Consider the following 14,250-nt stretch of genomic DNA (forward strand, 5'->3'; position numbering starts at 1 on the left):
ACAAGATGAAAAAGGAATACAGCAAGCCTGCATTGGAAGTGTTGGATGTGAAAATGACTATGGCTGGCCCGGGGGTATCCATTGCCGATGCGTTCCAAGCCGATCCAGATGAAATCGTTAGTCACTCCTAGTCTTCCTGCATTACCGCTCAGCCCTAATCCCTCTTAGCTTGCTGGAGGGGGATCAGGGCTATCCCTTTATCCGAAGTAATGTTCCGAAACGGTACGTTCTTTCAAAGGACGGCAATGCCGTTTCCACTTGTCATCCGCAAGACAACGGGTGAAATTGACTGAGATGGAGTGAGCAGTATGGCTGGCACAGTGCAATGCCCCGGTTATAAGGCTTTTGGCCTGCAAATCCTCAGTGAGTTCGCGCTACCAGAACTTCCCCGTACGGATCAGCCCGGAAGAATAGGCAGCCTGTCGGTAATTGAAGGCCGTCTGCTTGAGCGATGGGAAGCAATACCGAAGATTACGCCGAATCTGGGCATCGCGGAGCATGAAGTGATGTTCATGGTGAAGGGAACCGCTATTTTTTCCATACAGAACGGCAGTACGATTACAGTCTCTCCAGCAGCAGGCGCAGATCCGGATAGCATCCGCTTGTTCATTCTGGGCAGCTGTATGGGTGTAGTATTGATGCAAAAAGGCATACTGGCCCTGCACGGCAGCTCGCTTGTGCTGGATAATAAGGCTTATGCGCTGGTGGGGCGTTCAGGTGCGGGTAAATCCACGCTTGCCTCCTATCTGATGGATCAGGGACATCTCCTGGTCAGTGACGACGTTATTCCCGTGTTGGTGCATAATGGACATCCATTAGCTGTTCCAGGTTATCCCCAGCAGAAGCTGTGGCAGCAGAGCCTGGACTATTTGGGAATGAATTCGTCTGCGTACCGTCCGCTGTTTCAGCGGGAGACCAAGTTCGCCGTACCGGTACATGACCGGTTCCAGAGTGAGCCGCTGCCGCTGGCCGGCATATTTGAACTGTCTGTGGTGCAGGACGGGCCGGTGGCCGTAGAGGCGATAAGCGGCTTGGACCGGCTTCATACCTTATACAATCATACCTATCAAAAAGCGCTGGTCGACCCGATGGGTGTCAGAGAATGGCACTTCGGGCTGCTGGCCTCGTTCGTGAACCGGCTGCCGATGTACCGGCTGACCCGCCCTGAGCAGGGCTTCAGTGCACCGCAGCAGACGGAAATGATTATGGAGACGATTATGCCCAAGGTGAAGGAGATGAATCTATGAATATGAATACTACAAAAGTGCTGTCGCCGGATTCGGTACTGGTTCAACGGGAAGGTAATATCGCAAGTGATATGGACGGCGAGAAGGTCATGCTGAATGTGAAGAACGGCAAATACTACAACCTCGGCGAAGTCGGCGGTGAGATCTGGGAAGCATTGGCTTCACCGGTATCGATTCGGCAGATTGCCGGGAAGATTCAGGAGATCTTTGAGGTACCGGCAGAGCTGGCGCAGCAGGATGTCATTGATTTTGTACAGAATCTGCTGAATGAGGATCTGGTCTCCATCGTTAGCGGACCATGATGACCCTCCGGCGGCTCCGTCTCCTGCTGGTGCATGACAAGGCGTTGCTTACGCTGCTTCCCGAGACATTATGGCGGCTGATGCTGGTCCGAATCCAGCTGTTGTTCCCCTTTGCCCGGACAGCTCCGCAGCTTGGGGTGAAATCCCTGGAGACTCCCGCAGTATCCAAGCCTTCCGATATTCGCCGCATCCAGCAGATTACCAAGGCAATCCGGGTGATGAGCCGCTATACTCCCTGGAAAAGCACCTGTATGGTCCGGGCGGTAGCCGCCCTGAAGATGCTGGAGAAGCGGGGCATTGAGAGCACCCTCTATATGGGGGTCGCCCGCGATAAGCAGGGACAAATGATTGCCCACGCCTGGCTGCGCAGCGGAGCCCATTATGTCTCCGGGGATGATGCGATGCAAGGCTTCGTGGTGGTGGAGAAGTTCGCGAAGGTGTTACAAGCCGAGTAATCGAGGTGGGTCCATGCAAGCTATAATCTACTACGTCCGGCAGCTTCAACGGTTGTCGGGCGTGAAGCTGTATCTTAATCTGTTAGGCATGGTGATCAGCGGTCTGCTGGAGAGCTCCGCCATTCTGCTGCTGGTTCCCATGCTTGGCATGGCTGGCATTCAGCTGGGCGGCGCGGCGGCGGGCTATCATCTGCCTATGCTCGGATTCATCAGTGAACTGCCGCAGTCCACAGCGCTGCTGCTGGTGCTGGGCAGTTATGTTCTGATTGTGCTCTGCCAGAATCTGATCGCAAGGTTCGTGGCGATCCGCAATGTCGAAATTCAGCAGACCTATGGCAGGCAGCTGCGGGTTGAGGTCTATAGCGCATTGCTGCGGGCGCAGTGGTCTTTTTTTCTGAAGAAGCGCACCTCCGATCTGATCAACATGATGACCACCGAGCTGGCCAGAGTCCTGGCGGGTATCAGCGGCTTCCTGCAGTTCCTGACTTCGCTGTTGTTCACCCTGGTGCAGATTGCCTTTGCCTTCTGGCTGTCCCCCAAGATGACACTGGGAGTTCTCGTCTGCGCGGCGCTGCTGTCCATCTTCTCCCGGCGCTTCATCCGTAAGGCGAAGAGACTGGGCAGCCGCAGCACGGAGCTGGGCAAGACATATCTAGGCGGTATTACCGATCAGCTGAATGGAATCAAGGATATCAAAAGCAATAATCTGGAGCAGTCCCGCCTCGAATGGCTGCATGCCTTCACTGGCGAGGTTAAGCAGGAGCAGCTCGACTACACACGCCTGCGTTCCAACTCCCAGCTCCTGTATAAGCTGTCTTCCACGCTGCTGATTGCTGTGTTTATCTTCGTGTCCTTCCGGTTCATGCAAGTGGAGGGGCCGAATCTGCTGCTGGTCATTCTCGTATTCACCCGGCTGTGGCCGACCTTCTCGACGCTGCAGTCGCTGCTGGAGCAGCTGGCCTCAGTAGTGCCATCCTTCAAACAATTGCAATCGCTGCAGGAAGAATGTCTGGCCGCTGTCGAGCATGAAGCGGATCATGGCGGAGAACGGGTGCTGCCTATGACGCTGGAGCACGGTCTGGAAGCCCGGAATGTCGATTTCCGTTATCATGCGGACGAGCCGCAATATTCGCTCCAGAACGTCAATGTGCGGATTCCCGCCCGGCAGATGACGGCGATTGTCGGACGTTCAGGCGCCGGCAAAAGCACGCTCGTTGATCTGCTCATGGGACTGATGCAGCCGGAGAACGGGGAGATCCTGGCGGACGGCGAGCCGATCACCGGGGAGCGGCTGCTGTCCTACCGGAGATCCATCGGGTATGTGGCACAGGACCCGTTCCTGTATAACGCAACCATCCGCGATAATCTGATGATGATCAAGCCGGACGCGGAGGAGGCGGAGCTGTGGGAGGCACTGGAGTTTGCCTCCTCGGCGGACTTTGTCCGCAAGCTGCCGGACGGACTGGATACGCTGCTCGGCGACCGGGGCGTCCGCCTGTCGGGCGGGGAACGTCAACGCCTGGTGCTGGCACGCGCCATTATCCGCAAGCCGTCGATCCTGGTGCTCGATGAAGCGACTAGTGCACTCGACACCGAGAACGAGCAGCGGATTCAAGAGGCGCTGGAGCGCATTAAGGCTTCTGTGACCGTCATCGTCATTGCCCACCGCCTGTCCACGATCCGGGGAGCCGATCAGATTCTGGTCATCGACCAGGGCCGAGTCATCCAGCAGGGAGTCTACAGCGGCCTGGCTTCCGAGAAGGGCGGCATGTTTAGCCGGCTATTGAAGGGACAGGAAGAGGCTGGATAAGGGTTATACCTAAAACGCGAATGTAGGCGAAAAACCGAACACAATTCGGTGCTGCATGGGTGTGTGGTCCCAATGTAATCGAAAAACCGATTACATTGTGCGAGCGCAGAGGTTGTGGCGCGAATGTAATCGAAAAACCGATTACATTGTGCGAGCGCAGGGGTTGTGGCGCGAATGTAATCGAAAAACCGATTACATTGTGCGAGCGCAGAGGTTGTGGCGCGAATGTAATCGAAAAACCGATTACATTGTGCGAGCGCAGGGGTTGTGGCGCGAATGTAATCGAAAAACCGATTACATTGTGCGAGCGCAGAGGTTGTGGCGCGAATGTAATCGAAAAACCGATTACATTGTGCGAGCGCAGGGGTTGTGGCGCGAATGTAATCGAAAAACCGATTACATTGTGCGAGCGCAGGGGTTGTGGCGCGAATGTAATCGAAAAACCGATTACATTGGGCAAGCGCAGGGGTTGTGGCGCGAATGTAATCGAAAAACCGATCACATTGGGCGAGCGCAGAGGTTGTGGCGCGAATGTAATCGAAAAACCGATTACATTGGCTGACCGCCACCCGGCTCCGAAACCGTAAAAAGGCAAGTGCTGCTAATCTAACGCAGCACTTGCCTTTTTGGTATGGCTGTCCCTGCCTACATCTCCTTCTCCGCCCCCGTCACCTTCCGCCAGCTCCACAGCAAAGGCCGCAGCGGGAAATACAAGAAATGCAGCGGCTTCGGCAGCGGCAGGGTCTTGGCATCCGCTGCATAGGGATAGAGGAAGCTGGCAGAGCGGAGCATCCGGTTCCGCGGGGACAGGATGCTTGGGAGATAACGGTTGAAATGCTGCTCCACCTCCGGCTCCAGCGGAGGGGTATTTAAATTCACGATGCGCGGGAGATAGAACAGAATGTCCTGCGCCAGTCTGCGGGCCTTGGGGTTGTCCAGCAGCGGGGATAGCGCCGGGTCAACCGGCGTCTCCAGCAGCTCTCTGGCCAGAATCAGCGTCTGTCCTCCTATAGCGTTGTGATTATACCGCTGTAGTAATTGAATCAGCTTGGCGGAGTCGGGCGGCTGCTGTCCCATTAGCAGCATCTTGATGTCCTGCAGCCATCTCAGCCGGGACCAGGCATGTCTGGCACCGTGTACAGCCAGGAACATGAACAGATCCTCCGGCCCCAGATAGCGGACATTCTGGCCGAAGGTGCTGCTGGTCCGCGAATGACGCCAGAGCTCGTCGAACGCAGGCTCTTTGGCAGGACCCGGTCCTAACCGCCAGTGCAGCTCCAGGTTGACATTGCTGACAGGATGCACGAACGTCGAATGATGCTCCCGCCATTTCCAGTCGCCAAGCAGGCTCTCGAACTTGTCTTCCTTCTCATAGCCCAGCCGGATCAGCAAGGTTTCGGCATCCTCCAGCTGTTCAATCGGCACCAGGAAGTCGAGATCCCGGGAGGTGCGCTGCGACAGGTCTCCGTACAGCTCCTGCCCAAGCACCGGCCCTTTGAGGAACAGACAGCGGATATTCAGCTCGGCCAGCTGACCCGCAATATTGCTCATTTCACCGCTAAGCTGGAGCATCTGCACCGTATTCCTGCGGTATTGCCATTTCAGCTGCTCCAGAACTTCGGAAGGGACCGCCTTCTCCTCCATCTTGCTCAGCCTGGAATAGAGGTAGGGATACACCCTGTGCTGCCGGTTCAGTTCCACGAATAAGTCCCAGTTCACCTCTGTGAACAACTGCGGATGCTTCCGCGCCGTCTCATCTGGATTTCCGGAATTCAGTAGTGCAAGAATAAGGTATACTTCCTTGGTTAAGCTTGCCTGATTAAGGATCTTCCGGTCAGTCATAGAGACGCTCCTTACCTGATTTGTGAACGGATTACTAGAATATTAGTGAGCGTACCACCGTTTACAGAAGGTTGTCAATTTAATGGCCCGTTCGCCTGCCCGACTTCAATAAGTCCCGGCGCTCAGCTTCAGAATCGTGCCGGTGGAGGCCGGAATCACATCCGCATCACTGCCCAGTCCGAAGTAGAAGTCACCATTGTATTCCTCGAAGGAACGGGCGAAGGTATCCCGGCTGAAGCGGAAGACTTCACTCCAGTCTCCTCCGCCGGTGGCGAGGCTGGCGGTGCTTTTGCGGTAGACATAATTCGTATATTGGCCTGAGGCCTCCTTGGCATATCCAAGCACGTATACCGTATCTTTGCGGTCCAGAATATCGATAGGCGCTACGGCAGCATTCGGCAGCAGCTCCTTGCGCGTGTTCTGGAAGCCCGCTCCGGCCGAGAACAGGCCCTGCGGAATGGATTGATGGTCATTATAGATTTGGCCTGCAATATACAGCAGCCGCCCATTCACCTCAGTGGTGCGGAGCAGCTTCAGCCAAGGCTGGCCGCTGACGCCGGGAACGTTGACTTCACCGGGCTTCGTCACGAAGCTGAGTCCGGGGAAGAGCTGGCTGCTGGTGAAGGTCAGCTTCGTCTGGACCAGTCCGCTGCCGGTCTGCCGGATGGAGGTCATGTAGCCTTTCTCATTGGCCATTCCCTGCGTCTTGCCCGCCGTGGCGGAGGAAGCATAGAGCGTGTCACCTAAGCCGAACAGAGTATAAGCCCGCATAATGCCGTATTGGGAGACTGTGCCGAACCGGGTCCAGCTATTCCCCCTGTCAGCGGATACATAGATCAGCGGGCCACCGCTGGCGCCGAGCGAAGCATACAGCTTGCCTTGATAGTAGGCCATATCATAGACATGGATACCCCCGGGAATATTCATATATTGGTCCCAATGATCCCCGTTCAGGCGGTAGAAGTTCCCGTAGGCCCAGCCTGGGACTCTGGAGTCATGCCCGGGAATGTACAGCTCTCCGTTCAACACCTTGAAGGTATCAATCTGCTCGTCCATGACATAGACATTGGTGGTCACCTTGCCCGTGGCCGGGTTGGTATAGGTAACATCCTGAACAGAGAATTTATTCTGGGCAAGGTCCCAGTAATAGATAGGAACCGGTCCTGCATTGGGCACAGGCGCATTATTGCTGCTGTTGCCGTGGCCGAGATAAATTTTGCCGCCGAAGAGCTGCATATCCCAGACGTTGCGGGCATAAGCCGCTTTCTTGAACGGGCTGCCCAGCACCGTTATGGAGGAGCTGACATCGGGAGCCCCGGCGCTCACCTGCTCTTCCTGGACCGGCAAGGCTGCTGCATGCAGCCCCTCCCCGTAAGATATTACACCTATCAGCATGAGACTTAAGCATAACCGGCCGGCACGTTGTTTTAACCCCTGCATGATGAACCTCCTATAATTTGGAATGAGGCTAATGATAATCGAATTCTCCGCAAAAAAGAAGGCAAACCGCCAGTTTTGGTTCTTCCGGTACAATCCCCGCGGTAAACATGCAGTGCATCCGCTGGGAGGTAAGGCCCAGGGCCGGATGGAAGCATAGTACCCCCAGTTCAATTCCAAAATCCGTACCCCTACGCCACAATAGCGTTCATTCTGCAAGCCATCTCCCTTTGCTAGACTTACATTATGAACATATTGCGAAGGAGGGATCGCTTGAAGAAGCTAAGAAGAACCGGCATTCATGACCATCATCCGGCCGGTTATTGGTTTATCGCCCCCAGCATGATAGGGATTACGCTGTTCTATCTGGTGCCTGCCCTGATGTCGCTGGTCATGATGTTTACAGATTACTCCTTCATGAACAAGGGGGACATCCAGTTCGTCGGGCTCGACAATTTCAGACGGCTGGCCGGAGATGCCTCATTCCACAACTCCGTCCTGAAGACATTCATCTTTCTGCTGACGGTTCCGGTATCGCTGATTGTGGCTTTTCCCATCGCCTACATTCTGAACAGAAGCGTCTACTGGGCCAAGCTGCTGCGCACGCTGTACTTCCTGCCCTATATTATGAACGGTGTCGCCATCGCCTTCGTCTGGATGCTGCTTTTCCATCCCAGCCTCGGCCCCATTAACGGAGCACTCCGGCTGGTTGGCATCGCTGATCCTCCGGGCTGGCTGTCCGAGAGCGGTACGGCAATCTATGCGTTATGCATCATTCAGATCTGGATTATGGTCGGCTACAACATGATTATTTATCTCTCCAGTCTTCAGGAGGTGCCGAAGGAGCTGCTGGAGGCGGCGACCATCGACGGGGCCCGGCTGTGGCATTCCATCCGTTATATCACCGTGCCGCTCGTATCGCCGACCACCTTCCTGCTGCTGATTACAGGGTTCATCTCGGCCATTAAGACGTTCGGCATCATTCAGGCCACCACCGCCGGAGGACCGGGAGAAGGCAGCAATGTACTGTCGCTCTACATTTACAAGACAGCCTTCCGCTACTATGAGATGGGTTACGCTTCTGCTGTATCCTGGATGCTCTTCGCCATTGTCATGCTGATCATGCTTGTCAATTGGGCAGGCCAGCGCCGCTGGGTGCATTACTAAAAGAAAGCAAGGAGAGCCGCTAATGGAAACGACAATAACACCTGCTGTCCGGGCGGGGCGGCAGACGGCAAGGCGTGCCTCGCGAATGTGGAAGTGGCTGCTTACGCTGGTCATGACTGCTATGGGCCTGCTGCTGCTGCTGCCCTTCTTCTGGATGATCTCCACTTCATTCAAAACACCACTTGAGGTGTTCGAGTTCCCGATTCAGTGGATACCGCTGCACCCGGTCCTGAAGCACCATGTGAATGTGTGGACCGGAACGGGGGACTTCGCGCTGCTCTATATGAATTCCCTGAAAATCTCTATCCTTTCGACCCTGGGCGCGGTAACGTTTGCCGCTCTGGCCGCCTACGGATTCTCGCGGATTCAATTCCGTGGGCGGGAGCCGCTGTTCCTGATCTATTTATCCATGATGATGATCCCGCCGCAGATTCTGTTCGTGCCGAGGTTCGTGCTGTTCAACTGGATGGGCATTTACAACACCCACTGGGCGCTGATTTTGCCGGGGGCATTCACCATCTTTGGCGTGTTCCTGCTGCGCCAGTTCTTTATTACGGTGCCCCAGGAGATCAGTGAAGCCGCTTTTATCGACGGTGCCGGGCATTTCCGCATCTTCACACGGGTCATACTGCCGCTGGCGAAGGCCCCGCTCGCAACACTGACGATCCTTGATTTCTCCTGGCACTGGAATGATTACGAGAACGCTCTGATCTTTCTGGTAGACAAGAATCTGTATACGGTGCCCCTGGGCCTGCAGAATTTCGTGCTGGAGAATTCGGTTGATTACAACGGCATGATGGCTGCAGCTACAGCCGCCATGATTCCGATGATTGTGGTCTTCCTGGCCGGACAGAAGTTCATTATTCAAGGCATCGCCAGCGGGGCGGTCAAGGGTTAATACATGACAATATAATAAAGACAATGAAGCCTCAGGAGGTACTATCATGAACGTTCAGATTACAGAGAATTATGACATCGTAGTGGTGGGTGGCGGCCTCGCCGGGTTCTCTGCCGCTGTCGCTGCCGCACGCCAGGGAGCGCAGGTGTGCCTTGTGCAGGACCGTCCGGTGTTTGGAGGCAATTCGTCCTCCGAGATTAGAGTGTCGCCGCATGGAGCGGCCTGCTTCCATGCCTACGGACGGGAGACTGGTATTATCTCCGAGCTGCTGATTGAGGAACGGGCCGTCAATCATGAATGGATTACTGAGAACGGCTGGACCAACAGTGTATGGGATATGACGATGTATGACATGGCGGTTAGAACCCCCGGTCTCACCTTCCACTTGAATACGGCGCTGCTTGACATCGCGATGGAGCATGAGCGCAAGATTCATTCGGTGCGGTGCCTGACCGCAGGCGCGGAGACTGATCTGCTGATTGAAGCGAAGCAGTTCATCGACTGCACCGGGGACGGCATACTCGCTGACCTGGCCGGCTGTGAATGGCGGATGGGCAGCGAGGGCAAGGATGAATTCGGCGAGCCGCACGCCCCGGAGCAGGCCAATCAGGAAGTGATGGGCAATTCGATTCATTTCAAGGCAAAGGATATGGGGCGGCCCGTTCCGTTTGTGCTGCCGGACTGGGCCATCCGCTATGAGGATGCCAGCTTCTTCTACGATCAGGGCCGCAAGCCCTACGATATCCGCAGCGGATACTGGTGGCTGGAGATCGGCGTGCCCTGGCACACCATCCATGATGCGGAACGCATCCGCCATGAGCTGACCCGCCATACGCTGGGAGTATGGGACTGGATCAAGAACCGTGATCCCAAGACCCGGGAGTTGGCTGCGAACTATGCGCTGGACTGGATCGGCCAGGTGCCCGGCAAGCGGGAGAGCCGGCGCATCATGGGCAAATATCTGATGACCGAGCATGATCCGGCAGGGCGCACCATCTTCGAAGACGAGATTGCCTTCGGTGGCTGGTTCCTCGACCTGCATACGCCCGGCGGTCTGCTGGCACCGACCAGTGAGCCCAGCAGCGCAGAGCATTACGACCAGACCACCGATTATGCGGTCAAAAGCTATTGCGGTCCTTACGGTATCCCGCTGCGTATTTGTATGTCCAAGGATGTAGACAACCTGATGATGGCAGGCCGCAACGTAAGCGTAACCCATGCTGCTCTCGGCACGGTGCGTGTCATGGGCACAACCGCGCTGATGGGGCAGGCGGCAGGGGTCGCGGCGGCGATTGCGGCAGCGGAGCAGCTTAGCGCCGATGAGCTGCTGGCGACCCGTGTTCCTCATATTCAGCAACAGCTCCTCCGGGACGGCTGCTTCCTGCCGAATGTGGTCAATGAAGATCCGCTGGATCTGGCCCGGCGGGCTGCAGTTAGCGCAAGCAGTGAAGCGCTGCTCTACGGCGTAGGCCCGTCCTCCTCGGGAACGGCGGAGCATCTGGTGGATTGGACCGAGACGAAGCCGCAAGCGCAGGTGGCGCCAGAGCAGCCATATGACCGGGACCGGCTGAACCGGCGGACCGGGCAGTGGATCGCGGTGGGCGACCGTCCGGTCCGGCAGCTGGAGGTCTGTCTCAGCAACCTGTCCGGTGCCGCGCAGCAGGTTCAAGGAGTTCTGTATGCGGTGGAGAGCATCTGGGATTACCGTACAGAACCGGGAGAGCCGGCGGCAAGGCTGGAGTTCATGGTGCCTGAGGGCGAAGAGCTATGGGTTACTGCGCCGCTTGAATTGGAGCCGGGCCGCGACTTCCCGGCGTTCTCCTACCTGCGGCTCGATCTGCTGGCGCACAGCGGAGTGGCCTGGATCAAGGCCGGAACGGTCATTCCCGGCCATGCTTCGGCCTATGAGATCGGCGGCGGCAAGATGCGCAGCCTTAAGGAGAACCGCAGCTTCCGGCTGGACCCGCCGCAGAATTGCTATGCCGCGCACCAGGTGACCAGCGGTGTTACCCGCCCTTACCGCGCAGCCAATCTGTGGCGCTCCAATCCGCAGGAGCCGCAGGAGCAGTGGCTGGAGCTGAGCTGGCAGCAGCCGCAGGAAGTGCATACGGTGGAGCTCAGCTTCCCGGGGCATCTGTTCCATGAATACCATAACTACCCGCCGCTGTACCGTGATCCGCAGTGCGTGAGAGACTACAGCATCCTTCTCCGGCAGGACGGCCGCTGGACCGGGGCTGCCAGGGTCAAGGACAACTACCAGCGCCGGAATACCGTCACGTTAACACCGGCATCCGGCAGCTTCAGGGCGGACCGGCTGCGGGTGGTGATTCACGGGACGAACGGCGATGCATCAGCAGCCATATACGAAATCCGTTGTTACTAACAGAATTAGACAGACCGCATTGCGGTCTGTCTTTCGGCTGTCTGCGGAGAGAAATACTTTCTATCTATCCAAATTATTGAATAATGAATCCTCTGCTATACTGGGCAGGAACATGCCGCAAGGCCGAAGGGGGAAGAAGGATAATGAAGAGATTAAGGTGGCCCGGTGGCCTGAAATACCGCATTTTTACGGCATACTTGCTGCTGGTTATTATCCCGTTCTCCCTGCTGTGCCTGATCGGCTTCCAGCAGATTGAGCAGATTCTGAAGCAGCAGCAGGTTGAACAGAACAAGCGCGAGATGGGCAGCTTCCGGGAGGATCTGCTGGATCTGGCCGGACTGATGACCCGGTCACTCATTCTGATTAATCAGAATCCTTCCCTGGAGCAGTATCTGAGCTCGGACTCGCCTCATTCTCCCTTCACCGCCATGCGCGAAATCAACCGCAATCTGGACTCGCTGGCGAACTCGTTCTTCCTGTCCACGCCGTCCGTCTTCCTGACCGTCACTGACCGTGCCGGACATGCTTATTACAATTACACTTCGCGTAAGCCCATAGACGGGGGACAGGTATACAACGAGATAGCCGCCGGACTTCAAGAGCAGATGGCCCCGGCCTCCTACTATTGGAAGGTAACAGACAGCTATGTCTCCAAGGAGACTGCCTCCGGCAGCAAACTGCTGACGATTGATTCCCTGCTGCTGGATGCCGGCTCTGAGCCGTACGGCGCAGTAAGAATCAGCATGGACCACAGGCAATGGCTGAAGCAGTGGACGGGCGCGGCTGATCCTCAGGCGGCCTATCTCGTTCTCGGCAACGGGGGAGAGATGATCTACCGCAGCAAGGACGATGCCCAGATCCCGGATGAGCTGGCCCGCCGTTTCCAGGAGGAATTCCGCCTCCACCCGGATAAGCTGGCCGATCTGACAAGTGAACGCGAGCGAGCCCTGTACCTGGCCAGCTATATGCCTTCCCTGGAGTGGACCCTGATTAAGAAAATCTCGCTGGAGCAGGTCTTTGCCGGCACCAATACCATCAAACGCACGGCGCTCGTCTCCCTCGTAGTGCTCACGCTGGTGTTCATTGCCGCTACGCTGCTGATCTCCTCCAATGTAACCAAGCCGCTGCATAAGCTGCGCGATCAGATGAGCCGGGCCGCTGACCAGGAGCTGAGGGTGACGATCCCCACCAGCGGCTACCGGGGGGAGATTCTTCAATTGCTGACCAGCTTCAACCGGATGATAGCCGATATCGGGACACTGATCTACCGGCTCAAAGTAGAGGAACGCCAGAAGGAATCCGTCCGGTTCCAGATCCTCGTCTCCCAGATGGACCCGCATTTTCTGCTGAATACCCTGAACATGATCAAGAGCCAGGCGCTCAAAAATAAAGACAGCACCACCTTCGACATCTGTGTCTCGCTCGGTCTGCTGCTGGAGACCAGTCTCAATACCGAGCTGGATCTCATCCCGCTGGGGCAGGAGCTGGGCTTCATGGAGGCTTATATGCACATTCAGAATATCCGCTTCGGCAACCGCTATCACCTGGATGTGGAGTACGATCCTTCGCTGTACTATGCCCTGGTTCCCAAGTTTACGTTGCAGCCGCTGGTCGAGAATGCCATTATTCATGGCTTCGCTGACACCGCGTCCGGCGGGCAGATCACCGTGGACATTCATGCCAGCGGGCAGGAGCTCATTATGCTCGTGATGGATAACGGCGCAGGTCCTGAAGCCGCCCGGCAGGCTGCTGCCATGGCTGCGGTCCGGCGGAGTCGCAAAGGAATCGGGCTGAGCAATATCCGGGAGCGGCTGGAGCTGCTGTACCGGGGGCAAGCCTCCTTAACGCTCACCCGCAGCGGGGAAGAAGGCCGGACGATAGTCGAGATCCGCACCCCGCTGCTTGTATCCGAACCTTACGCCAAAGGAGAATCAGACGATGTATAGTGTCTACCTGGTAGAAGATGAAGTGTTTGCCCGGGATATGGTGAAGCATCTCATTGCCTGGGAGAAATACGGCTTTGTCATAGAAGGCGAGTATGCGAACGGGGCTGAGGCTATGGAAGCTATGGAGCAGCGCCCTCCCGACATCGTGATTACCGATATTGTCATGCCTGTTCTGGACGGGATTGAGCTGCTGCGCCGCAGCCGGGAAGCCGGCTGGGAATGCCCGTTCATCATGCTGACCTGCATGTCCGAGTTCGATTATGCCCAGCAGGCGCTGGAGCTTGGCGCTATAGGCTATGTGCTGAAGCTCTCTCTGCGGCCGGAGCGGCTGATTGCCCTGCTGGAGCGGGCGCGGGCGGGTCTGGAGCAGCGGGACAAATGGCGGAAGCTCAGTACCCTTGGGGACACCGCGCTGCTTGCAGCGGCCGGAACAGCCGGGGGGAAGACGGGGCATCCGCAGGTTGACCGCATTATAGACTATATCTCCGAGCATTATGCACAGGAGCACACGCTTGGCGAGCTGGCGCGTCTGGTCAATATGGAGCAGACCTACGTCAGCAACCTGTTCAAGAAGAAGACCGGGCTCACCCTCACCAATTTCACGCAAAAGGTCAGAATCGAAGCGGCCGTGCATCAGCTGCTCCACACCAGCCTGCCGGTCTCGGCGATCTCCTGTGCGTGCGGCTTCTCGAACGATAACTATTTCAACAAGGTGTTCAAGCGGTGGACGGGCAAAACTCCGAGCGACTTCCGCCGCTCCTGA

Annotated in this window: 12 protein-coding genes; 10 read left to right on the forward strand and 2 right to left on the reverse strand. The window is 56.7% G+C overall.

The genetic code is table 11. The annotated features are described in order from the left end of the window. Window positions 1-5 precede the first annotated feature (5 nt). From MKX51_RS02665 to MKX51_RS02685, 5 genes are all read left to right on the forward strand, one after another. Window positions 6-131 (forward strand): paeninodin family lasso peptide, encoded by a 126-nt coding sequence (locus tag MKX51_RS02665; protein WP_036694602.1) that lies wholly within the window; start codon window positions 6-8, stop codon window positions 129-131. A gap of 177 nt (window positions 132-308) precedes the next feature. After that, window positions 309-1,247, forward strand: a complete 939-nt coding sequence (locus tag MKX51_RS02670; protein WP_339312801.1) for an aldolase — start codon at window positions 309-311, stop codon at window positions 1,245-1,247. Between the two features lie 2 nt (window positions 1,248-1,249). After that, window positions 1,250-1,549 (forward strand): lasso peptide biosynthesis PqqD family chaperone, encoded by a 300-nt coding sequence (locus MKX51_RS02675; RefSeq protein ID WP_445322052.1) that lies wholly within the window; start codon window positions 1,250-1,252, stop codon window positions 1,547-1,549. Continuing rightward, the gene (locus MKX51_RS02680) at window positions 1,546-2,004 is read left to right on the forward strand and encodes a lasso peptide biosynthesis B2 protein (protein ID WP_340991112.1); all 459 of its coding nucleotides are present in this window, start codon (window positions 1,546-1,548) and stop codon (window positions 2,002-2,004) included. Before MKX51_RS02675 ends, MKX51_RS02680 begins: the two co-directional genes overlap by 4 nt. Before the next feature lie 13 nt (window positions 2,005-2,017). After that, window positions 2,018-3,814 (forward strand): ABC transporter ATP-binding protein, encoded by a 1,797-nt coding sequence (locus tag MKX51_RS02685; RefSeq protein WP_340991113.1) that lies wholly within the window; start codon window positions 2,018-2,020, stop codon window positions 3,812-3,814. 645 nt (window positions 3,815-4,459) lie between these two features. Here MKX51_RS02685 and MKX51_RS02690 read toward each other — a convergent pair. After that, window positions 4,460-5,656 carry a nucleotidyltransferase domain-containing protein gene (locus tag MKX51_RS02690; protein WP_340991114.1) on the reverse strand — a complete coding sequence of 399 codons (1,197 nt, stop codon included), beginning with the start codon at window positions 5,654-5,656 and terminating at the stop codon, window positions 4,460-4,462. Window positions 5,657-5,761: 105 nt separating this feature from the next. Then, window positions 5,762-7,096 carry a hypothetical protein gene (locus tag MKX51_RS02695; RefSeq protein WP_340991115.1) on the reverse strand — a complete coding sequence of 445 codons (1,335 nt, stop codon included), beginning with the start codon at window positions 7,094-7,096 and terminating at the stop codon, window positions 5,762-5,764. Window positions 7,097-7,366: 270 nt separating this feature from the next. Between MKX51_RS02695 and MKX51_RS02700 the strand changes: the two genes are divergently transcribed. The 5 genes from MKX51_RS02700 (at window position 7,367) to MKX51_RS02720 (ending at window position 14,250) form a co-directional block, all read left to right on the forward strand. Further along, window positions 7,367-8,260 carry a carbohydrate ABC transporter permease gene (locus tag MKX51_RS02700; protein ID WP_340991116.1) on the forward strand — a complete coding sequence of 298 codons (894 nt, stop codon included), beginning with the start codon at window positions 7,367-7,369 and terminating at the stop codon, window positions 8,258-8,260. A gap of 85 nt (window positions 8,261-8,345) precedes the next feature. After that, the gene (locus MKX51_RS02705; protein ID WP_340995478.1) at window positions 8,346-9,158 is read left to right on the forward strand and encodes a carbohydrate ABC transporter permease; all 813 of its coding nucleotides are present in this window, start codon (window positions 8,346-8,348) and stop codon (window positions 9,156-9,158) included. Window positions 9,159-9,204: 46 nt separating this feature from the next. Then, entirely contained in the window at window positions 9,205-11,541 is a 2,337-nt protein-coding gene (locus MKX51_RS02710) for an FAD-dependent oxidoreductase (RefSeq protein ID WP_340991117.1), read from the forward strand. 143 nt (window positions 11,542-11,684) lie between these two features. Continuing rightward, on the forward strand, window positions 11,685-13,487 hold the full coding sequence (locus MKX51_RS02715) for a sensor histidine kinase (RefSeq protein ID WP_340991118.1): 1,803 nt from the start codon (window positions 11,685-11,687) through the stop codon (window positions 13,485-13,487). Continuing rightward, a complete protein-coding gene (locus tag MKX51_RS02720; RefSeq protein ID WP_340944090.1) occupies window positions 13,480-14,250 on the forward strand; it encodes a response regulator transcription factor in 771 nt (256 codons plus the stop codon). Before MKX51_RS02715 ends, MKX51_RS02720 begins: the two co-directional genes overlap by 8 nt.

The sequence above is a fragment of the Paenibacillus sp. FSL M7-0420 genome (assembly GCF_038002345.1).
In the GTDB taxonomy this organism is placed as follows: domain Bacteria; phylum Bacillota; class Bacilli; order Paenibacillales; family Paenibacillaceae; genus Paenibacillus_AQ.